Here is a 20,688-nt window from a genome sequence, read left to right on the forward strand (position 1 = left end):
AAAGCGGGAACGGCGATAGCGGCGTAAAGCGCGACGAAAGCGGACGACGGAAAGACAGAGGGCGGCTTGTCGCCGCCCTCGTCAGGTAAGTCGCGGGGACTTACTTGGCGCCGAGGATCGGCTTGTTACGGGCGTGGCCTTCAGCGGCGTAGACGGCCTTGCGCACAGCCTTGGGGCTGTTGCGGAACAGGCGCTTGGCGGCCTTGGACAGGCAGCGGCGTTCCAGGGTGGAACGGCGGGTACGGTTGGCGGTAGCGGCCATGGTTTTCTCCGGTCAAGCAGGCTTGACTCAAATGGTTGGAAAAACAAGGTTAAACCGGCTCAGGCCAGCCTCGAAAAAACGGGTCTGAAATCCAGTCCGACCTAATGATCAAGATCAGGGGCGTGAATTTTAAAGGTTTTTTCCCGTTTTGGGCAGCTTTTACCCGGCGAAGGCAGCGAATGGGGCCCCTGCCATAGGGTAAACTGGCGCCCATGGCCGAATGCGCAGAACCCGTTGCCCCTCCCGTTGCCCTTGCCCACGACATCATCCGTCTGGGCCAGGTCTTCACCCCGCCCGACATCGTCACCCGCATGCTGGCCCTGCGCCGCAATGCGGGACGGGTGCTGGAGCCGGCCTGCGGCGACGGCGCCTTCCTGGCCCGCCTGCCGGGGGCCGTCGGCATCGAGGTGGATGGGCGCCATGCGCCGGCCGGGGCCACGGTCATGGATTTCTTCGCCTACCCGGTGAGCGAGCAGTTCCACACCATCATCGGCAATCCGCCCTACGTCCGCTTCCAGGACATTCCGGCCCCGACCCGGGCCCGCCTCAGCCTGGACCATTTCGACGGCCGCTCCAACCTCTACCTGTTCTTCATCGAAAAGTGCCTGCGCCACTTGGCGCCCGGCGGCGAGCTGATCTTCATCACGCCCCGGGATTTCCTCAAGGCCACCTCCGCCGTCGGCATGAACCGGCTGCTCCACGCCGCCGGCAGCATCACCGACTTCATCGACCTGGGCGACGCCCGGGTCTTCCCCGGGGCCACGCCCAACTGCGTCATCTGGCGCTTCGAGAAAGGCGACTTTTCCCGCCGCACCCGCTACGAGGCGGGGGGGCAGGTGGAAGAGCGCCATTTCCAGTGCAGCGGCGGCCACCTGGCCTTCACCCGGGAGCCTTGCCCGGTGCGCCTGCGGGACGTGTTCTACGTCAAGGTGGGCGCCGTTTCCGGGGCCGACGACCTGTACGCCTCGGCCGAGCACGGCAACCAGGATTTCGTCTGCGCCCGCACCGCCCGCACCGGCCAGACCCGCCGCATGATCTACGACGTGCGCCATCCCCTGCTCGAACCCCACCGGGAACGCCTGATCCAGCGCCGCATCCGCCGCTTCGACGAGAGCAACTGGTGGAAATGGGGGCGCAGCTGCCACCTCAGCGACGGCCCGCGCATCTATGTGAACGGCAAGACCCGGGTGGACCGGCCCTTCTTCCTCCACCCCTGCCGCTATTACGACGGCGCCGTGCTGGCCCTCTTCCCCCACGACCCGACGGTGGATGTGCAGGTGCTGTGCGACATGCTCAACGCCGTGGACTGGGAAGCCCAGGGTTTCGTCTGCGACGGTCGCTTCCTCTTCGCCCAGCGGGCCCTGGAACAGGCCCTGCTGCCCCAGGCCTTCGCCCCCTTCGCGCGGCGGCCCGGGGCCGCCTGAGATGGCGCTGCCGGGGCGGGCCCTGGCGCCCTACGTGCGGGTCATGCTGGGCCAGGCCGGGGAGCCGGCCGGCCAGTGCAGCGTCGAACGCACGCAATGGCTGGACCAGGGTGTCGAGGTGCGCCGGGAGGTGGCGACCTGGCAGTTCGCCGACGGCGCCGTGATCCGCCGCACGGTGGAGGAAGACGATTTCCCCGCCGCCCTGGCCTGCGCCGAATGCTGGATCACCTACGAAGTGCTGGCCAGCACCCCTGAAACCCCCATCCATCCCGCCCGCCAGGTCTTCGAGAACGCCTGCCGGGAATCCTTCTGGCTGGCCTACCACTCCGCCTGAGCCGTTAGGCCGCGGCCAGGGTGTCAGGCCTTGCCGCGCAGGTAGGCCTCGCATTCCGCCGCCGGCATGGGGCGGGCATAGAGGTAGCCCTGGACTTCGTCGCAGCCGGTGGCGCGCAGGGCGGCGGCCTGGGATTCGGTTTCGACCCCTTCGGCGATGGTCTTCAGCTTCAGGCTGGAGGCCATCTGCACCACGGCGCGGACGATGGCGGCGCTGTCGCCGTCGCTGGTGATGTCGCGCACGAAGCTCTGGTCGATCTTCAGCTTGTCCACCGTGAAGCGCTTCAGGTAGGCCAGGCTGGAATAGCCGGTGCCGAAATCGTCGATGGAAAGCAGCACGCCCATGGCGTTCATGGCCTTGAGGGTGGCCAGGGTGGCCTCCGCATCCTGGATCAGGATGGATTCGGTCAGCTCCAGCTCCAGGCTGGCGGCGGGCAGGCTGGCGGCGCTGAGGGCGTCGCCGACGGTGATCAGCAGGTTGTCCCGGTGGAACTGCAGGGCCGACAGGTTCACCGCCATGGTCATGGGCGGCAGGCCGGCATCGAGCCAGGTCCGGGCCTGGCGACAGGCTTCCTGGATCACCCAGGCGCCCATGGGCACGATCAGGCCCGTCTCTTCCGCCAGGGGGATGAACTTGCCCGGGGGCACCAGACCTTCCGGCGTGCGCCAGCGCAGCAGGGCCTCCACCCCCACCACCCGGCCGCTGGCCAGGTCCAGCTGGGGCTGGTAGTAGAGCACCAGCTCCTGCCGCTCCAGGGCCTGGTGCAGGCGCTGTTGCAGGGTCAGGCGTTCCAGGGTGCTGACGTTCATGGCCTCGGTGAAGAAGCGGTAGGCGTTGCGGCCGCTCTGCTTGGCGTGCACCAGGGCCGTGTCGGCCTTTTTCAGCAGGGTGTCGAAATCGCTGCCGTCGTCCGGGGCCAGGCTGATGCCGATGCTGCCGGTGATGCTCAGGGGGTGGCCGTCCACCTCGAAGGGGGTGGCCAGGGCGGCCAGCACCGTCTCGGCGGCCCGGGAGACCCGGGCCAGGTCCTGGGCCTGGGGCAGGACGATGAGGAACTCGTCACCGCCCTGGCGGCACAGGGTGCTGCTTTCCCGCAGGATGTTCTTCAGGCGCTTGACCACGGTGCGCAGCAGCTGGTCGCCGGCGTGGTGGCCGAGGGAGTCGTTGATGGTCTTGAAGTGGTCCAGATCCAGCAGCAGCAGGGCCACCGGGTTGATGCCGCCGGCGCCCCGCTCCATGGCCGATTCCACCGCCTGTTCCAGGCGCAGGCGCAGCAGGTTGCGGTTGGGCAGGCCGGTCAGGTGGTCGTGCTGGGCGAGGAACTGCAGGCGTTCCTCCAGGGCCTTGCGGTCCGAGATGTCGGAGAAGACGGCGACATGGTTCACCACCCGGCCCTGGTCGTCCTTGACCACGTTGATGCGGGTCCACTTCGGGTAGATCTCGCCGCTCTTGCGCCGGTCGTAGATTTCGCCCTGCCAGTAGCCCTGGCTGTTGAGGGCCTCCCACATCTGGCGGTAGAAGGTCTTGTCGTGGTGGCCCGAGGAGAGCAGGCGGGGATTGCGCCCCAGCACCTCTTCGGCGCTGTAGCCGGTGGTTTCGCAGAAGGCCCGGTTCACCGAGCGGATGTTGTTGTCGGCGTCGGTGACGAGGAAGGCTTCGTTGGAGGTGTCGAACACCTTGGCCGCCAGGCGCAGCTCCTCTTCCTGGCGCTTGCGCTCGGTGATGTCCACCATCACCCCCACCAGGCCGGCAACCCGCCCTTCGGCGTCCATGAAGGTGGCCTTGTTGTAGATCACGTCGTGCTTGCTGCCGTCGGCGTAACAGGCCTGGCTTTCGTAGACCTGCTTGCCCGGGTTTTCGAACAGCTGGCGGTCGGCGGCGGCGTAGATGTCGGCCAGCTCCTTCGGCGCCAGGTCGTAGACGCTCTTGCCCAGTAGCTCGTGGCGTTCCTTGCCGAGGTAGGTGAGGAAGGCTTCGTTGCAACCCACGTAGCGGCCCTGGGCATCCTTGTAGAAAAGGGGGCTGGGAATGGCCTCGATCAGGGTGTGCATGAACTGCACGTGTTCCTGCAGCTGGGCGTCTGCCTGTTGCAGGGCGTCCTGCTTGCGCGCCAGGCTGGCGGCGGTTTCGTCGAACTGGCGCGCCAGGGTGGCGATTTCGTCGTCACCGGCCATGCCGATGCGTTCGTTCAGATGGCCCTCGCCCAGGCGCCGGGCGGCGGCGGAGATGCGCTGCAGGCGGCGGGTCACCCACAGGTCCAGCAGCAGGGACAGCAGCAGGGCGCCGAGCACGGCCAGGGCGCCGGTCTTCAGGGATTCCTCCACCGCTTCGCTGCGGGCGGCGGCCAGGGGCGCCGTCATGTCGAATTCGACGTACAGGGTGCCGCGCTTGAGGCCGCGCAGGGAGCCGTGGGTGAGGTCGAGCACCAGGGGGAAGTAGCCGCTGAGCACGGTCCCCGCCTCGTTCAGCTCGATGCGGTGCTGGTCCCGGCCCATGGCCTCGTCCGCCTCCCGGGGCCGGTAGCCGCTGACCCGGGCCGCGTCCTGGCCCTGCCACAGGTAGCGGTTGGCGAAGATGACCTGGTGCTGTTCGTCGGCCAGGATCAGGGTGTTGATGCGGGGGTGCAGGGCGGTGGCCGAGAGGCGGGCCTTGGCCTGGGACAGGTTGTCCAGCACCAGGCGCTCGGAGAGGATGTCCTGCAGCTGGCGCATGAGGACGCCCACGGTTTCCCGGCTTTCCTGCTCGATGCGCTGGCTGGCGTGCTGGTACCAGTGCTGGGCGACGTAGAGGGAGGCCAGGATGGCGGACAACAGCAGCACCACCGGCAGCAGCCGCTTCAGGCGGAAAGGGGCCGGCAGCTGGTGGATGGGGGGTACGGACTTCATGGCGCCAGCACCTCCGCCAGATCCGCCGGCAGCAGGCGCAGGGGGGCGACCCCGTGGCTGAGCAGCTGGCGTTCCTGCATCAGGGTGGCCAGCCGTTGCAGGGGGGCGGCGATGGCCGGGGTGGCGCCGGTGAGCAGGTTGAGGTTTTCCTGGCGGTCGGGCAGGACCAGGCCGTCCAGGGCCTTGAGCAGTTCGGGGCCGCTGCTCTGGGTGCGGCGCCCCAGGGCGGCGGCGACCTCGGCCGGCGCCGCCTTGAACTCGTCGAGGACGCGGAACCAGGCCTGGCTGAGGGTCTTCAGGGTCGCCCGGTGCTGCCGGTAGGCCTCTTCCCGCACCACCAGCAGGTCGAAGATCTCGCCCGGGGTCTGACGGCTGGAGAAGAGCTGGTGCGCGCCCATGGCCTGCAGGCGGGAGAGCACCGGTTCGAAGGTCACCACCGCATCCACGGCGCCGGCGATGTAGGCATTGATGTGGGTGTCCACCGTCAGGGGCACCACCGAGACGTCGGCCGGGGCCAGGCCGCCCTGGGCCAGGGCCCGGGTCAGCATGTAGGCGCCCAGGGCCTGGTTTTCCACGCCGATGCGACGTCCCTTGAGGTCCGCCAGGCGGCGGATGTCGGGGCGGGCCACCAGGGCGTCGCCGCCGTGGGAGATGTCCAGCACCAGGGCGACGCGCACCTCCACCTTGTCCGCCAGCAGGCTGAGGGCCTCGTCGCCGGTGAGGGCGGCGCCGTCCAGGGCACCGTTGCGCAGGGCCCGCAGGACTTCGGAGGAGGAGGTCAGCTCGTACAGGCGGAGCGGTGCATCGCCCCAGTAGCCCCGTTCCCGGGCCAGGTGCAGGGGCTCGTAGCCGGGCCATTCGTTGCTGCCCAGGCGCAGGGGCGCCAGCTGTTGCCGGCGTCCGCAACCGGCGAGCAGCGCCGCACCGGCGGCCAGCAACAGGCGGCGGCGGGTGAGGTGGGGCAAGAGGCTGGCATGGGCGCTGGCGGAGGACATGGGTGGGGCCGGAAAATTACCATTTCATTATCTCATGAAATACCAGGCGTTCCCGGGACGGTGAGGCGGCCGGGGGACTAAGGGAAAGCCGTCGGGGCGGCGGGACGCCCCGTTTTGGTAACATAGGCCGTCTCAACCACAACGGCGTTCCGCCGACCCGGAGACAGCTCCCCATGGTTCCCCATCTCACCACCGCCCTCACCGGCCCCCTGCTGGACCTGGAAAAACGCTTCCTCGACGACAGTACCCGCATCGAACAATGGCTGCGCAGCCAGTGGCAGGAGCACACCCCGCCCTTCTACGGCTCGGTGGACCTGCGCAACAACGGCTTCAAGCTGGCCCCGGTGGATACCAATCTCTTCCCCGGCGGCTTCAACAACCTGAATCCGGCCTTCCTGCCCCTGTGCGTGCATGCCACCATGTCGGCCATCGAGAAAATCTGTCCCGATGCCCGCAACCTGCTGCTCATCCCCGAGAACCACACGCGCAACCAGTTCTACCTGATGAACGTGGCCCAGCTGGCCACCATCCTGCGCCAGACCGGCCTCAACGTGCGCATCGGCACCCTGCTGCCGGAGATCACCGAGCCCACCACCCTGGAACTGCCCAACGGCCACAGCCTGGTGCTGGAGCCCCTGGTGCGGACCCAGTACCGGCTCGGCCTGAAGGACTTCGATCCCTGCGCCATCCTGCTCAACAACGACCTTTCCGCCGGCGCCCCGGCCATCCTGCAGAACCTCAACGAGCAGTTCCTGCTGCCGCCCCTGCACGCCGGCTGGGCGGTGCGCCGCAAGTCCCACCACTTCGCCGCCTACGACCAGGTGGCCACCGACTTCGCCGCCCATTTGGGTCTGGACCCCTGGCGCATCAATCCCTATTTCGCCGTGTGCAACCAGATCAACTTCCATGAGCGCCAGGGCGAGGACTGTCTGGCCGCCCAGGTGGACATGCTGCTGGCCCGCATCCGCGAGAAGTACAAGGAGTACGGCGTCACCGAGACGCCCTACGTGGTGGTCAAGGCCGATGCCGGCACCTACGGCATGGGCGTCATGACGGTGAAGGACGCCTCCGAGGTCACCGGCCTCAACCGCAAGCAGCGCAACAAGATGAGCGTGGTCAAGGAAGGCCTGGAAGTGTCCGAGGTGATCATCCAGGAAGGGGTGCATACCTTCGAGAGCATCAACGACGGCGTCGCCGAGCCGGTGGTGTACATGATCGACCGCTATGTGGTCGGCGGCTTCTACCGGGTGCACAGCGGTCGCGCCAAGGACGAGAACCTCAACGCCCCGGGCATGCACTTCGAGCCCCTGGCCTTCGAGACCTGTTGCAACCAGCCCGAGCACGCCCTGGCCCCGGATGCCCCGCCCAACCGTTTCTACGCCTACGGAGTGGTGGCCCGCCTGGCCCTGCTGGCAGCGTCCGTGGAACTGGAAAACACCGCGCCGGCGGCCTGATGTCCTTGTCCGGGGCGACGGCCCGGCGCGCGACGCCGGGAACCATCCCGGCGTTTTCGCCTCTGTGACAGGGCTCGCCTCCGTTGCCCACCTCTTTCAGGACTTTCCATGCGCATTGCCTTCATCGTCGATCCCCTGGACCAGCTCAAGGCCTACAAGGATTCATCCGTGGCCATGATGCGGGCCGCCGAGCGCCACGGCCACGAGGCCTGGGCCCTGCAGGTGGACAGCCTGGCCTGGAGCCAGGAGGGCGGCGTGCGGGGCCAGGCCCTGCGCGTGCACACCCGGCCCGACGACCACGACTGGTACCGGGAGACGGGTCGGGAGAGTCTGGCCCTGAAGGATTTCGATGCGGTGGTGATGCGCAAGGACCCGCCCTTCGATGTCGAATACGTTACCGCCACCTGGCTGTTGGAGCGGGCCGAGGCGGAAGGGGCGCGCATTTTCAACAAGCCCCGGGCCCTGCGGGACCATTCGGAGAAATTCGCCACCGCCGAATTCCCCCAGTTCACCGTGCCGGCCCTGGTGACCCGGGACAGCCATGCCCTGCAGGCCTTCATCGACACCCAGCGGGACGTGGTGATGAAGCCCCTGGACGGCATGGGCGGCAGCTCCATCTTCCGCGTCCATCGCAACGAGCCCAACCGCAACGTCATCATCGAGGTGCTGACCCAGCTGGGTCAGCGCACGGTCATGGCCCAGCGCTTCATTCCCGAGATCAGCCATGGCGACAAGCGCATCCTGCTGATCAACGGCAAGCCCGTGCCCTACGCCCTGGCCCGCATTCCCAAGGCCGGCGAGACCCGCGGCAACCTGGCCGTGGGCGGCACCGGCGTGGCCCAGGAGCTGTCGCCCCGGGACCGGCAGATCGCCGAGAGCCTGGGCCCCGTCCTGGCGGCCCGGGGCCTGTTCCTGGTGGGTCTGGACGTGATCGGCGACTGGCTCACGGAAATCAACGTCACCAGCCCCACCTGCATGGTGGAGATCCAACAGCAGACCGGCTTCGATGTGGCCGGCGCCTTCATCACCGCCCTGGAGCACGCATGCGGTTCGTAGCACCCCTGTTCGTCGCCGTCCTGCTTTCCCTTCTTTCCGCCTGCAGCAAGGCCCCCCTGACCCAGCAGGAATCCTACGTCTTCGGCACCCGGGTCGAGGTGCTGGTGGCCGGCACCCCGGAGCCCCAGGCGCGGACGGCGGTGGGTGAAGTGCTGCAGGAATTCGACCGCCTGCACCGGGCCTACCACGCCTGGCAGCCGTCCGAGCTGACCGCCCTCAACGATGCCATCGCCGCCGGCAAGAGCCTCAAGGTCTCGGCCGAACTGCGCCAGCTGCTGCAGGATTCCCAGGCCATCGCCGCCCGGGGCCAGTGGCTGTTCGACCCGGCCATCGGCCGCCTGGTGGAGCTGTGGGGTTTCCACGCCGACGAGTTCAAGCCGGCCCTGCCCGATCCCAACCGGGCCTCCTTCCTCGCCGCCGCCCGCCCTTCCCTGCGGGACCTGAGCTTCAAGGGCGAGCGGGTGGCCTGCAGCAATCCCTCGGTGGCCATCGACCTGGGCGGCTATCTCAAGGGCGTGGCCCTGGACCGGGCCGCCGCCATCCTCAAGGCCCGGGGCATCCACAACGCCCTCATCAACATCGGCGGCAACGTGCTGGCCCTGGGCGAGAAGAACGGCGATCCCTGGCGGGTGGGCATCCAGCATCCGCGCCAGCCGGGCCCCATGGCCAGCCTGGAACTGAAGGACGGCGAGGCGGTCGGTACCTCCGGCGACTACCAGCGCTATTTCGAGGTGGGCGGCCAGCGCTACAGCCACCTCATCGATCCGCGCCGGGGCTGGCCGGCCCAGGGCACCCAGGCGGTGACCGTGCTCATCCCTCCCGGGCCCCAGGCCGGCACCCTTTCCGACGCCCTGTCCAAGCCCCTCTTCATCGCCGGCGCCGCCGACTGGCAGCGCCTGGCCCAGGCCACCGGCGTCAGCCAGGCCCTGCGGGTGGACGGCAGCGGCGCCATCCAGGTGACCAAAGGTCTGGCCGAGCGGCTGAAATGGGCAGACGGAGTGAAGCCGGCAACGGTAATATCTCCCTAATTTTGCAGGGGAGAGGCCGCTCCGGCCCCGGCGGTCGCCGGGCGGGAAGCTGATCGTTGGCGGTTGCCGGCCGCTGGACCGCACCGGATAATCGTTCCAGCCGGGCATGCCGCCATTGCCGCGCCAGCTCTGCCTCTCCTTGTTGGCCTGCCCGTCTTCGGCGCCAGGCTTTGATTTCCAGGCAGGACCTTAAGCTAGAATGACAGTTGGCATCTTGATCATCGCCCACGGCGACATCGGCCCCGCCCTCATCGGCGCCGCTTCCCATGTCCTCGGTCGCAATCTGGCGGAGGAAAGGGTAGCCAGCCTGCGCGCCGGCCATGACGAGGCGCGGGAGGATTTCCTGGCCCTGGCCCAGGCCCGGGTGGCCGATCTCGACAGCGGCGACGGGGTACTGCTGCTGACCGACCTGTTCGGCGCCACTCCGGCCAACCTGTCCCGGGAGCTGCTGCAGCCGGGCCGGGTCGCCGGCGCCGCCGGGGTCAGCCTGCCCATGCTGCTGCGGGCCGTCAATTACCGTCAGCTGCCCCTGGAGGCACTGCGGGACAAGGCCCTCACCGCCGCCACCGAATGTTCCGCTCCCCTGCCCTGAGCCCGGGTGAGCCCTGAAAGGAGTAATGCATGAGCCAGACCTGCCGTGCCGATGCGGAAATCACCAACAAGCTGGGCCTGCACGCCCGGGCCTCGGCCAAGCTGACCCAGCTCGCCGGCCGCTTCAAGAGCGAGGTGTGGATGGAGCGCAACGGCCGCCGCATCAACGCCAAGAGCATCATGGGGGTGATGATGCTGGCCGCCGGCAAGGGCTCCACGGTCAGCGTCGAGACCAGCGGTCCGGATGCGGAGCAGGCCCTGCAGGAACTCCTGGCCCTGATTGCCGACAAATTCGGCGAAGGGGAGTGATTTTCGCCATGACGCCGGCACGGCGTCGCGGCCCCAAGCCAGTCCGCCCGCGGGCGGCATAAACAGAACAACACCTCGGGAGACCGACATGAGCTTCACCATCCACGGCCTTGGCGTTTCCGGCGGCATTGCCATCGGGGTGGCCCAGCTCATGTCCCACGCCACCCTGGAGGTGGCCCACCTGACCATCGGCCCGCGCATGGCCGACAAGGAAGTGCTGCGCTTCGAGGCCGCCATCCTGGCGGTGCAGGCCGAACTGGAACAGCTCAAGCTGGAAGCCAGCAAGGGCAACGCCCCGGCCGAGCTGCGGGCTTTCGTGGACCTGCACGGCATGATCCTGGCCGACCCGGAGCTGTCGGAAGTGCCCAAGCAGATCATCCGGGAGCGCCGCTGCAACGCCGAGTGGGCCGTGGTGCAACAGATGGAGCGCCTAGTGGCCCAGTTCGACGCCATCGACGACGCCTACCTGCGGGAGCGCAAGGCCGACGTGGTGCAGGTGGTGGAGCGGGTGGTCAAGGTGCTGATGGGCCATCCCGGCCGCTCCGCCCTGCGGGCGCGCAAGGGCGGCAAGGAGACGACGGACCAGATCATCGTCGCCCACGACCTTTCCCCCGCCGACACCATCGGTTTCAAGGAGCAGCGTTTCGCCTCTTTCATCACCGACGTGGGCGGCGCCACCTCCCACACCGCCATCCTGGCCCGCTCCATGGCCATCCCCTCCATCGTCGGCCTGCACCGGGCCCGGGACCTGATCCGGGACGGGGAACTGCTGATCATCGACGGCACCCGGGGCGTGGTCATCGTCAATCCGGACGAGCGGGTGCTGGAAGAGTACCGGCTGCGCAAGAGCGAACTGGAGCTGGAACGCTCCAAGCTGAAGCGCCTCAAGACCATGAAGGCCACCACCCTGGACGGGGTGGATGTGCTGATGTACGCCAACATCGAACTGCCGGAGGACGTGGAGGCGGCCCGCACCGCCGGCGCCGACGGCATCGGCCTGTTCCGCACCGAATTCCTCTTCCTCAACCGGGGCGACATGCCCACCGAGGACGAGCAGTTCGAGGCCTACCGCAAGGTGGTCAAGGGCATGGAAGGCAAGCCGGTGACCATCCGCACCTTCGACCTGGGGGCCGACAAGGCCCTGGATGCCATGGACCGGGTCAAGACCAACCCGGCCCTGGGCCTGCGCGCCATCCGCCTGCAGCTGGCCGAGCCGAAGATGTTCCGCACCCAGCTGCGGGCCATCCTGCGGGCCTCCAAGTACGGCAAGGTGAAGATCCTCATCCCCATGCTGGCCCACGCCCACGAGATCGACGCCACCCTGGCGGCGGTGCAGGCGGCCAAGCAGAGCCTGCGGGAACAGAAGATCGGCTTCGACGAGGGCATCGAGGTGGGCGGCATGATCGAGATTCCCGCCGCCGCCCTGGCCATCGGCATGTTCCTGCGGCGCCTGGATTTCCTGTCCATCGGCACCAACGACCTGATCCAGTACGCCCTGGCCATCGACCGTTCCGACGAGACCGTCTCCCAGCTCTACGATCCCCTGCATCCGGCGGTGCTGATGCTGGTGGCCCACACCATCTACAGCGGCGAGAAGGCCGGCCTGCCGGTGTCCGTCTGCGGCGAGCTGGCCGGCGATCCGGCCATGACCCGGCTGTTGCTGGGCATGGGCCTGCGCGTCTTCTCCATGCATCCCTCCCAGATCCTGGAGGTGAAGCAGCACGTGCTGAAGAGCGAAGTGGCCGAGATCGCGCCCCAGGTGCGCAAGATCCTGCGCTACAGCGAGCCGGAGAAGATCCGCGAGCAGATCGACAAGCTCAATGCCTGACCCCGGGGCGGACCGCGTTTGCGCTCCTCCGCCCCCTTGGTTATCATGTTCCACAGCGCCGATTTGAAATCCGTCAGCTTGCGGGCGCTTAATAAATACGGCTAAAGCGAGGACCGATGCCCAGTCCTAGCCGAGCCAATCTCGATTCTCCGACTGGGCGTCTTGTTTTTTGGTGATTGAAATCCTGCGATGTCAGACAAGCATTCCGTCGGTGTGGTGAGTCCCCAGCGGGCCCATTTCGCCGAACCCATCCAGCTGGCCAGCGGCGCCACCTTGGCCGCCTACGACCTGGTCTATGAGACCTACGGCCGCCTCAACGCCGACCGTTCCAATGCTGTGCTGGTGTGCCATGCCCTCTCCGGCAGCCACCACGTGGCCGGCCACTACGCCGACAACCCGAAGAACGTGGGCTGGTGGGACAACCTGGTGGGCCCGGGCAAGCCCCTGGATACCGACAAATTCTTCGTCGTCGGGGTGAACAACCTGGGCGGCTGTTACGGCTCCACCGGCCCCGGCTCCATCAACCCGGCCACCGGCAAGCCCTATGGCGCCGACTTCCCGGTGGTGACGGTGGAGGACTGGGTCGAATCTCAGGCCCGCCTTGCCGACCGCCTCGGCATCAACCAGTGGGCCGCCATCATCGGCGGCAGCCTGGGCGGCATGCAGGCCCTGCAGTGGAGCCTGGAATACCCGGAGCGGGTGCGCCACGCCCTGGTCATCGCCTCCGCCCCCAAGCTCACCGCCCAGAACATCGCCTTCAACGAGGTGGCCCGCCAGGCCATCCTCACCGACCCGGACTTCCACGGCGGCAACTACTACGAGCACGGCGTGGTGCCGGCCCGGGGCCTGCGCCTGGCGCGCATGGTGGGCCACATCACCTATCTTTCCGACGACCAGATGGGGGAGAAATTCGGCCGCCAGCTGCGGGAAGGGGTGCTCAAGTACAACTACGACGTGGATTTCGAGATCGAGTCCTACCTGCGCTACCAGGGCGACAAGTTCGCCGGCTTCTTCGACGCCAACACCTATCTCATCACCACCAAGGCCCTGGACTACTTCGATCCGGCCCGGGATTTCGGTGGCGACCTGAAGGCGGCCCTGGCCCGGGCCTCGGCCAAGTTCCTGCTGGTCTCCTTCACCACCGACTGGCGTTTCGCGCCGGAGCGCAGCCGGGAGATGGTGTATGCCCTGCTGCACAACAACCGGGAAGTCTCCTACGCCGAGATCGACTGCAACGCCGGCCACGACTCCTTCCTCCTGGACGACGCCCAGTACCACGCGGTGATGGGCGCCTACCTGCACAACATCGCCGTCTGAGAGAGCCGCCATGACCAACAATTCTCTCGACCGTTTCGACTTCGACGTCATCGCCAAGTGGATCGCCCCCGGCGAACGGGTGCTGGACCTGGGCTGCGGCGACGGCAGCCTGCTCAAGTTTTTGGCCCAGGCCCGCAACACCCACGGCTACGGGGTGGATATCGATCCGGCCAACGTCCTGGCCTGCGTGCGCAACGGCGTCAATGTGATCCAGAGCAACCTGGAGCAGGGCCTGGCCGGCTTCGAGGACGGCTTCTTCGACCACGCCATCATGTCCCTCTCCCTGCAGACCGTGCACCGCACCGTGCCCCTACTGGAAGAACTGCTGCGGGTGGGCCGGGAGGCGGTGGTCTCCTTCCCCAACTTTGGCTACTGGCTGCACCGCCAGGCCATCCTCAATGGCCGCATGCCGGTCTCCAAGGACCTGCCCTACCAGTGGTACGACTCCCCCAACGTGCGCTTCTTCACCATCGCCGACTTCCAGGCCCTGTGTGAGGAAAAGTGCATCGCCATGCGGGAGCTGAAGGCTTTCGACGAAGGCAAGGAAGTGACGGAAGATCCCAACTTCCTGGCCAGCCTGGCCATCTGCCGCCTGGGCCGGGACTGAGCGTGGCCGAGGCCGCGGTCCTTCCCGCCGGCACCCGTCTGGGCCGGGCCTGGCGCCTGGCCGCCATCCTGGTGCTGGGCTTCGCCTCCGGCCTGCCCCTGGCCCTCACCGGCCAGGCCATGCAGGCCTGGCTGACGGTGGACGGCATCGACCTGGCCACCATCGGCTTCTTCGGCCTGGTGGGCATTCCTTACACCTTCAAGTTCCTCTGGGCGCCCCTCATGGACCGCTTCGAGCCGCCCTTCCTGGGCCGGCGCCGGGGCTGGCTGGTGCTCACCCAACTGGCCCTGGGCGGGCTGTTGTGGCTGATGTCCGGCCTGTCGCCGGCGACGGCGCCCCAGCTGTTCGCCCTGGCGGCCCTGGCGGTGGCGTTCCTGGCCGCTTCCCAGGACGTGGTGGTGGACGCCTACCGTACCGACCTGCTGCCCGAGGCCGAGCGGGGTCTCGGCGCCTCGGTGCATGTTTTCGCCTACCGTCTGGCCATGATCCTTTCCGGCGGCATCAGCCTCATCTGGGCCGGCCAGTGGCAGTCCTGGCCCCGGGTGTACGCGGTGATGGCGGCCATCATGGTGGGTTGCGCCGCCTTCTCCCTGCTGGCCGTGCCCCGGGTCAGCAGCGCCAACAAGCCCCTGGCCTCGGACCCGAAAAAGGAACTGCTGGGCTTTGCCGCCATGCTGGCCGGCGTGGTCGCCGGCTATGTCGTGGCCCGCCAGGCCCTGGTGGTGCTGGGCCTCAATCCGGACGATGCCAACAAGTGGGTGCAGCTGTTGTTCGTCCTGGCCGAGATTGCCGCCGCCCTGCCCCTGGCCTGGTGGTGTTCCCGCAAGGCCGGCTTCGAGACCCTCAACCAGTCCCTCGCCAGCTACTTCGCCCAGAGCGGTGCCGGAGCCTTCCTCCTGCTGATCGTGCTGTACAAGCTGGGGGACGCCTTCGCCGGCAGCCTGACCACGCCCTTCCTGATCAAGGGCATGGGCTTCCTGCAGGAGGAGGTGGGCATCGCCAACAAGGTCATCGGCATCTGGCTGACCATCCTGGGAGCCTTCATCGGCGGCCTCATCATGACCCGCCTGGCCCTTTACCGCTCCCTGCTGTTTTTCGGCGTGCTGCAGCTGGTTTCCAATTTCGGCTTCTACCTGCTGGCCCTGCTCGGCAAGGGCGCCTGGGGGGCGGTGATGGTGCCGGCCTTCGACTGGGGCATCGTTTCCCTGCACACCCCGGCCAGCCTGGACTGGCTGCTGCTGACGGTGATCGCCGGGGAGAACATCAGCGGCGGCATGGGCACCGTGGCCTTCGTCGCCCTGCTCATGGGGCTCTGCAATCACCGCTTCTCCGCCACCCACTATGCCCTGCTTTCGGCCTTCGCGGCGGTGGGGCGCATCTACGTCAGTCCCCTCTCCGGGGTGCTGTCCGAATCCATCGGCTGGCCCGCCTTCTTCCTTTTCTCCATCGTCGTCGCCGTACCCGGCGTCTTCATGGTGTGGTGGATGCGGCGGCCCCTGCAGGCCCTGGGTGCCCCGGCCAGCGCCGGCGCCGCCGACGACTGAGGGTCGCCGCCGGATTCAGTCGCCGAGCAGATGCAGCACCACCTCCCGGGAATGGCCCCGGTGGCGGTGTTCGTAGAGATAGAGCCCCTGCCAGGTACCCAGCAGCAGGCGGCCGTCGCTGACGGGGATGCCGAGGGAGGTCTGGGTCAGGGTGGCGCGGATGTGGGCCGGCATGTCGTCCGGCCCTTCCAGGTCATGCTCGAAGGCCGGGTCCCCATCTTGTACCAGCTTGGCGAAGAAGCGCTCCAGATCCCGCTGTACGGAGGGATCGGCGTTTTCCTGGATGATCAGGGAAGCGGAGGTGTGGCGGCAGAAGACGGTGAGCAGGCCCTGGTGGAGGCCGCTGGCGGCGACGAAGTCGTGGGCCTGTCGGGTGAATTCGTGAAGCCCCCGGCCCCGGGTTGCGATGTGGATGCTTGCCAGGGCTTGGGGCACGGCGCGGGCCTGTCTCAGAGACAGAGATAGACGGCGAAAGCCAGTCCCATCAGGGTCAGAGGCAGGGCCGGCGCCAGGACGAGAGCGGTGTTGATTTCCTTGGCGCTCATGATGATGAAACCTCCTGTATGCAACGACTCCATGCTAGCAGGGGGCTTCATCAACATCAGTGAGCGTTTGTGACAGTGGGGCTTACAGCAGCACCCGCTCGATGCCGCCGCTGTTGGCCTTCTGCACGTACTGGGCCATCCAGTTCTCGCCCAGCAGGGTCTTGGCCATTTCCACCACGATGTAGTCGGCCTGGATGTCGGCATCCGGCTCGTAGCGGGACAGGCCCTGGAGGCAGGAAGGGCAGGAGGTGAGGATCTTCACCTGGTCCTGGACGCCAAAGTCCTGGCGCAGCTTGGTGGCGCCCTTCTCGATCTCCTCCTGCTTGCGGAAGCGCACCTGGGTGGAGATGTCGGGACGGGACAGGGCGAAGGAGCCGGACTCGCCGCAGCAGCGGTCGTTGAGGTCCACGCGCTGGCCCATCAGGTCGTTCACCACCTTGATGCCCGAGTAGGTCTTCATCGGCGTGTGGCAGGGCTCGTGGTACATGTACTGGGTGCCCTTGACGCCTTCCAGTTTGACGCCCTTTTCCAGCAGGTACTCGTGGATGTCCAGCAGGCGGCAGCCGGGGAAGATTTTCTCGAATTCGTACTTCTGCAGCTGGTCCATGCAGGTGCCGCAGGAGACGATCACCGTCTTGATGTCCAGGTAATTGAGGGTGGTGGCCACCCGGTGGAACAGCACCCGGTTGTCGGTGATGATCTTCTGGCCCTTGTCCTCCTCGCCGGCGGCATTCTGCGGGTAGCCGCAGCACAGGTAACCCGGGGGCAGCACGGTGACGGCGCCGGTCTCGTAGAGCATGGCCTGGGTGGCCAGGCCCACCTGGGAGAAGAGGCGCTCGGAGCCGCAGCCGGGGAAGTAGAAGACCGCGTCCGAATCCTCGGTGGCCTTCTGGGGGTCCCGGATCACCGGCACCACGTGGTCGTCCTCGATGTCCAGCAGGGCCCGGGAAGTGCGCTTGGGCAGGTTGCCCGGCATGGGCTTGTTGATGAAGTGGATCACCTGGGCCTTCACCGAGGGCCGGCCCAGGGTGGCGGGCGGGTGCTGCACGATGCCCTGGGTCAGGCCGAAGGTCTTGGCCAGCTTGACGCCCAGGCGCTGCAGCTTGTAGCCCCAGCCGATCATCATGGTGCGGGCCAGCTTGATGGTGGCCGGGTCCTTCATGGTGAGGAACCACATGGTGGCGGCCTTGCCCGGGTCCAGCTTCTTCTTGCCCTGCTTGCGCAGGAAGTTGCGCATGGCCACCGAGACGTCGCCGAAGTCGATATCCACCGGGCAGGGTTTGACGCAGCGGTGGCAGACTGTGCAGTGGTCGGCCACGTCGTTGAACTCGTCGAAGTGCTGCAGGGAAATGCCGCGGCGGGTCTGCTCCTCGTAGAGGAAGGCCTCGATCAGCAGGGAGGTGCCGAGAATCTTGTTGCGCGGGGAATAGAGCAGGTTGGCCCGGGGCACGTGGGTGGAGCACACCGGCTTGCACTTGCCGCAGCGCAGGCAGTCCTTGATGGAGTCGGCGATCTTGCCGATCTCGGACTGCTCCATGATCAGGGACTCGGCCCCGAGCAGGGAGAAGGAAGGCGTATAGGCGTTGTGCAGGTCGCCGCCGGGCATCAGCTTGCCCTTGTTGAAGCGGCCTTCCGGGTCCACCTTCTCTTTGTAGGCGCGGAAGGGGCCGATTTCCTCATCCGTCAGGAATTCCAGCTTGGTGATGCCGATGCCGTGCTCGCCGGAGATGACGCCGTCCAGGGAGCGGGCCAGGTGCATGATGCGCTCCACCGCCTTGTTGGCGGTCTGCAGCATTTCGTAGTGGTCCGAGTTCACCGGGATGTTGGTGTGCACGTTGCCGTCGCCGGCGTGCATGTGCAGGGCGACGAAGACCCGGCCGCGCAGCACTTCCTTCTGCACGGCGGCCATCTTCTCGGAGAGGGGCCGGTAGGTGGCGCCGTTGAAGATGTTGTCCAGGGGCTCCTTCAGCTCCTTCTTCCAGGAGGCGCGCACGGAGTAGTCCTGCAGGCGGTGGAAGAGGGTCGGGTTGGCGGCCCGGTTGGTCAGCTCGCCAGCCACCACGCCGAATTCGGCGAAGCGCTGCTCGGCCTCGGCCAGGGGCAGGTCCAGGTTGTCCAGCAGCCACTGCCAGCGGGCGCGCACGTCGCTGATGTGCTCCAGGGCCCGCTCGCGGCGGTCCTCGATGAGCACGTCCTTGTCCAGCTTGGTGTCGGCGCTGTTGACCGGCAGATCGCCCTTGAAGAATTCGGTCAGGGCATCGCACAGGTCCAGCTTGTTCTGCAGGGACAGTTCGATATTGATGCGCTCGATGCCGTCGCAGTAGTCGCCCATGCGCGGCAGGGGGATCACCACGTCCTCGTTCACCTTGAAGGCGTTGGTGTGCTTGGAGATGGCGGCGGTGCGGGAGCGGTCCAGCCAGAATTTCTTGCGGGTTTCCGGGGTGATGGCGATGAAGCCTTCGGCGCCGCGCACATTGGTCATCTTGACCACGTCGGAGGCGGCCTGCATCACCGCATTCTCGTCATGGCCGACGATGTCGCCGATCAGCACCATCTTCGGCCGGCCGTGGCGCTTGGCCTTGGTGGCGTAGCCGACGGCCTTCACATAGCGTTCGTCCAGATGCTCCAGGCCGGCCAGCTGCACGCCGGCCTTGTGGCCTTCGCCACCCGGCTTGAAGTAGTCGGTGATCTCGACAATGGAGGGCACGGCCTCCCGCACCTGGCCGAAGAATTCCAGACAGACGGTGCGGGTGACCGGGGGCATCTTGTGCAGCACCCAGCGGGCGGCGACGATGATGCCGTCGGTGCCTTCCTTCTGCACCCCGGGCACGCCGCCGAGGAACTTGTCGGTGACGTCCTTGCCCAGGCCGGTCTTGCGGCAGGCTGCGCCGGGCAGGGCCAGCACTTCTTCGGAGAGCAGCTTGTAGCTCCTGGCGTCGAAGCGCTTGAGGCGGAATTCCACCTTCTCCTGTTCGTGGATCTTGCCGAAGTTGTGGTTGAGGCGTTCCACCTCCAGCCAGTTGCCGTCCGGCGTCACCATCTTCCACCAGGCCAGGTTGTCCAGAGCGGTGCCCCACAGCACGGCCTTCTTGCCGCCGGCGTTCATGGCGATGTTGCCGCCGATGCAGGAGGCGCTGGCGGAGGTGGGGTCCACGGCGAAGACGCGGCCAGCGGCCGAGGCGGCTTCGGAAACCCGGTCGGTGACGACGCCGACGCTGGTACGGATGGTGGCGTAGGGCTTGTCGTGGCCGGGCAGCACGATCTCTTCCACCGGGCCGATGTCGATCAGCTTCTCGGTGTTGATGACCACGGACAGGGGCGACAGGGGCACGGCGCCGCCGGTGTAGCCGGTGCCGCCCCCCCGGGGAATGATGGTCAGGCCCAGCTCGATGCAGCCGCGCACCAGGGGACCGATTTCCTCTTCCGTATCCGGGTAGAGGACGACGAAGGGGTATTCGACGCGCCAGTCGGTGGCGTCCGTCACATGGGAGACCCGGGCCAGGCCGTCGAAGGCCACGTTGTCCTTGCGGGTGTGGCGGGTCAGGGTCTTCAGCACCTTCCGGCGCAGCATGAGGGTGTCGATGAAACGCTGTTCGAAGCGGTCCACGGCCTTGTGGGCGGCTTCCACCAGCTGGGCCACCTTGCGGCTGCGTTCCGGGTCCTCGCCGGCGGAATCGCTGCGGCGTTTTTCCACTTCCGCCAGGCGGTGGCGCAGGGCCTGCACCAGGGCCTCGCGGCGGCTGGGGGTGGCCAGCAGGTCGTCTTCCAGGTAGGGGTTGCGCTGCACCACCCAGATGTCTCCCAGCACCTCGTACAGCATGCGGGCGGAGCGGCCGGTGACGCGCTCGGCGCGGAGTTCGTCCAGCACCCGCCACATGTCCTCGCCCAGCAGGCGGATGACGATCTCCCGGTCGGAGAAGGAGGTGTAGTTGTAGGGGATTTCGCGCAGACGTGCAGTCATCGGACGGGGGCGGCCAGGGCCGTGTCTTTCAAAAGGTGAATTTTAACGTATTGCGGTGCATCAGGCAGAACCGGGTCCTGCCCGGACCGCCCTTCATGACGCCAGCAGTGCCAGTCCCTGGGCCACGACCCAGTAGCGGGCCAGCTTGCCGGCGGCCATGAACAGGGTGCAGGGCAGCCAGGGTAGCCGCAGCCAACCGGCCGCCACACAGAGGGCGTCACCGACAAGGGGCGCCCAGGCCAGCAACAGGCTGGGGCTGCCAAAGCGGCGTACCTGGGCCAAGTGCGGCAAGCGCTGCAGGCTTCGCTCCGGCAGCAGGCGTCCGGCCCCATAAGACGTCAATCCGCCCAAAGTGTTCCCCAGGGTGGCCCAGAAAAGTGCGGCGGGCACTTCTGCCGGGTGGGTCAGGAGAAAGGCGGCAAGGGCGGCCTCCGAGCCGCCGGGCAGCAGGGTGGCGGCAAGAAAGCTGGCGATGAAAAGGCCGCCCAGGCCGGCGGCAGGATCGGCAAACCAGTCAGGCATGAAGAGACAAAGTTGGTTTAAAAACT

Annotated in this window: 17 protein-coding genes; 11 read left to right on the forward strand and 6 right to left on the reverse strand. The window is 67.3% G+C overall.

What is annotated here, in order from left to right; all coding sequences use genetic code 11:
* Positions 1-100: 100 nt before the first annotated feature.
* Positions 101-262: a hypothetical protein gene (locus OEL49_RS10620; protein ID WP_014235862.1), complete on the reverse strand. Its 162-nt coding sequence runs from the start codon at positions 260-262 to the stop codon at positions 101-103.
* Between the two features lie 212 nt (positions 263-474).
* Here OEL49_RS10620 and OEL49_RS10625 point away from each other — a divergent pair, with 212 nt between their 5' ends.
* Both OEL49_RS10625 and OEL49_RS10630 read left to right on the forward strand, forming a co-directional pair.
* A complete protein-coding gene (locus OEL49_RS10625; RefSeq protein ID WP_014235861.1) occupies positions 475-1,686 on the forward strand; it encodes an Eco57I restriction-modification methylase domain-containing protein in 1,212 nt (403 codons plus the stop codon).
* Position 1,687: 1 nt separating this feature from the next.
* Positions 1,688-2,020, forward strand: a complete 333-nt coding sequence (locus OEL49_RS10630) for a hypothetical protein (RefSeq protein ID WP_287874647.1) — start codon at positions 1,688-1,690, stop codon at positions 2,018-2,020.
* Positions 2,021-2,043: 23 nt separating this feature from the next.
* Here OEL49_RS10630 and OEL49_RS10635 read toward each other — a convergent pair whose 3' ends face one another.
* Both OEL49_RS10635 and OEL49_RS10640 read right to left on the reverse strand, forming a co-directional pair.
* On the reverse strand, positions 2,044-4,905 hold the full coding sequence (locus tag OEL49_RS10635; protein WP_287874648.1) for an EAL domain-containing protein: 2,862 nt from the start codon (positions 4,903-4,905) through the stop codon (positions 2,044-2,046).
* Entirely contained in the window at positions 4,902-5,900 is a 999-nt protein-coding gene (locus OEL49_RS10640) for an ABC transporter substrate-binding protein (RefSeq protein WP_014235858.1), read from the reverse strand. The genes OEL49_RS10635 and OEL49_RS10640 overlap by 4 nt, the downstream gene beginning before the upstream one ends.
* Positions 5,901-6,073: 173 nt before the next feature.
* On the opposite strand from OEL49_RS10640, the gene gshA reads away from it, so the two are divergent.
* The 9 genes from gshA to OEL49_RS10685 all read left to right on the forward strand — a co-directional run bounded on the left by gshA (position 6,074) and on the right by OEL49_RS10685 (position 15,634).
* Positions 6,074-7,354, forward strand: a complete 1,281-nt coding sequence (gshA, locus tag OEL49_RS10645) for a glutamate--cysteine ligase (protein WP_014235857.1) — start codon at positions 6,074-6,076, stop codon at positions 7,352-7,354.
* Positions 7,355-7,462: 108 nt separating this feature from the next.
* A complete protein-coding gene (gshB, locus tag OEL49_RS10650; RefSeq protein ID WP_014235856.1) occupies positions 7,463-8,410 on the forward strand; it encodes a glutathione synthase in 948 nt (315 codons plus the stop codon).
* Positions 8,398-9,438: an FAD:protein FMN transferase gene (locus OEL49_RS10655; protein WP_287874649.1), complete on the forward strand. Its 1,041-nt coding sequence runs from the start codon at positions 8,398-8,400 to the stop codon at positions 9,436-9,438. The genes gshB and OEL49_RS10655 overlap by 13 nt, the downstream gene beginning before the upstream one ends.
* 199 nt (positions 9,439-9,637) lie before the next feature.
* On the forward strand, positions 9,638-10,030 hold the full coding sequence (locus OEL49_RS10660) for a PTS sugar transporter subunit IIA (protein ID WP_130459679.1): 393 nt from the start codon (positions 9,638-9,640) through the stop codon (positions 10,028-10,030).
* 29 nt (positions 10,031-10,059) lie between these two features.
* Complete coding sequence (locus tag OEL49_RS10665; protein ID WP_014235853.1) at positions 10,060-10,338, forward strand: HPr family phosphocarrier protein; 279 nt, start codon at positions 10,060-10,062, stop codon at positions 10,336-10,338.
* An 88-nt stretch (positions 10,339-10,426) separates the two neighbouring features.
* A complete protein-coding gene (gene ptsP, locus OEL49_RS10670) occupies positions 10,427-12,166 on the forward strand; it encodes a phosphoenolpyruvate--protein phosphotransferase (RefSeq protein ID WP_014235852.1) in 1,740 nt (579 codons plus the stop codon).
* Between the two features lie 189 nt (positions 12,167-12,355).
* Positions 12,356-13,483, forward strand: coding sequence for a homoserine O-succinyltransferase MetX (gene metX, locus OEL49_RS10675; protein ID WP_014235851.1), 1,128 nt, complete (start codon positions 12,356-12,358; stop codon positions 13,481-13,483).
* A 10-nt stretch (positions 13,484-13,493) separates the two neighbouring features.
* Entirely contained in the window at positions 13,494-14,090 is a 597-nt protein-coding gene (metW, locus tag OEL49_RS10680) for a methionine biosynthesis protein MetW (protein WP_287874650.1), read from the forward strand.
* A 2-nt stretch (positions 14,091-14,092) separates the two neighbouring features.
* A complete protein-coding gene (locus OEL49_RS10685; RefSeq protein WP_287874651.1) occupies positions 14,093-15,634 on the forward strand; it encodes an AmpG family muropeptide MFS transporter in 1,542 nt (513 codons plus the stop codon).
* A 15-nt stretch (positions 15,635-15,649) separates the two neighbouring features.
* On the opposite strand, the gene OEL49_RS10690 is transcribed toward OEL49_RS10685, so the two are convergent.
* The 3 genes from OEL49_RS10690 to OEL49_RS10700 all read right to left on the reverse strand — a co-directional run bounded on the left by OEL49_RS10690 (position 15,650) and on the right by OEL49_RS10700 (position 20,662).
* On the reverse strand, positions 15,650-16,069 hold the full coding sequence (locus tag OEL49_RS10690) for a secondary thiamine-phosphate synthase enzyme YjbQ (RefSeq protein WP_287874652.1): 420 nt from the start codon (positions 16,067-16,069) through the stop codon (positions 15,650-15,652).
* Positions 16,070-16,261: 192 nt separating this feature from the next.
* Positions 16,262-20,140, reverse strand: coding sequence for a DUF3683 domain-containing protein (locus tag OEL49_RS10695; protein WP_287874653.1), 3,879 nt, complete (start codon positions 20,138-20,140; stop codon positions 16,262-16,264).
* A gap of 93 nt (positions 20,141-20,233) precedes the next feature.
* Positions 20,234-20,662, reverse strand: a complete 429-nt coding sequence (locus OEL49_RS10700; RefSeq protein WP_287874654.1) for a YqaA family protein — start codon at positions 20,660-20,662, stop codon at positions 20,234-20,236.
* Positions 20,663-20,688: the final 26 nt, after the last annotated feature.

Source organism: Azospira sp., assembly GCF_030247495.1.
In the GTDB taxonomy this organism is placed as follows: domain Bacteria; phylum Pseudomonadota; class Gammaproteobacteria; order Burkholderiales; family Rhodocyclaceae; genus Azospira; species Azospira oryzae.

Coding starts and splice junctions, on each gene's coding strand:
- OEL49_RS10660 (WP_130459679.1), top strand. CDS start 9,638: ATGACAGTTGGCATCTTGATCATCGCCCACGGCGACATCGGCCCCGCC.
- metX (WP_014235851.1), top strand. CDS start 12,356: ATGTCAGACAAGCATTCCGTCGGTGTGGTGAGTCCCCAGCGGGCCCAT.
- metW (WP_287874650.1), top strand. CDS start 13,494: ATGACCAACAATTCTCTCGACCGTTTCGACTTCGACGTCATCGCCAAG.
- gshA (WP_014235857.1), top strand. CDS start 6,074: ATGGTTCCCCATCTCACCACCGCCCTCACCGGCCCCCTGCTGGACCTG.
- OEL49_RS10620 (WP_014235862.1), bottom strand. CDS start 262: ATGGCCGCTACCGCCAACCGTACCCGCCGTTCCACCCTGGAACGCCGC.
- OEL49_RS10665 (WP_014235853.1), top strand. CDS start 10,060: ATGAGCCAGACCTGCCGTGCCGATGCGGAAATCACCAACAAGCTGGGC.
- OEL49_RS10655 (WP_287874649.1), top strand. CDS start 8,398: ATGCGGTTCGTAGCACCCCTGTTCGTCGCCGTCCTGCTTTCCCTTCTT.
- OEL49_RS10625 (WP_014235861.1), top strand. CDS start 475: ATGGCCGAATGCGCAGAACCCGTTGCCCCTCCCGTTGCCCTTGCCCAC.
- OEL49_RS10695 (WP_287874653.1), bottom strand. CDS start 20,140: ATGACTGCACGTCTGCGCGAAATCCCCTACAACTACACCTCCTTCTCC.
- gshB (WP_014235856.1), top strand. CDS start 7,463: ATGCGCATTGCCTTCATCGTCGATCCCCTGGACCAGCTCAAGGCCTAC.
- ptsP (WP_014235852.1), top strand. CDS start 10,427: ATGAGCTTCACCATCCACGGCCTTGGCGTTTCCGGCGGCATTGCCATC.
- OEL49_RS10700 (WP_287874654.1), bottom strand. CDS start 20,662: ATGCCTGACTGGTTTGCCGATCCTGCCGCCGGCCTGGGCGGCCTTTTC.
- OEL49_RS10635 (WP_287874648.1), bottom strand. CDS start 4,905: ATGAAGTCCGTACCCCCCATCCACCAGCTGCCGGCCCCTTTCCGCCTG.
- OEL49_RS10640 (WP_014235858.1), bottom strand. CDS start 5,900: ATGTCCTCCGCCAGCGCCCATGCCAGCCTCTTGCCCCACCTCACCCGC.
- OEL49_RS10630 (WP_287874647.1), top strand. CDS start 1,688: ATGGCGCTGCCGGGGCGGGCCCTGGCGCCCTACGTGCGGGTCATGCTG.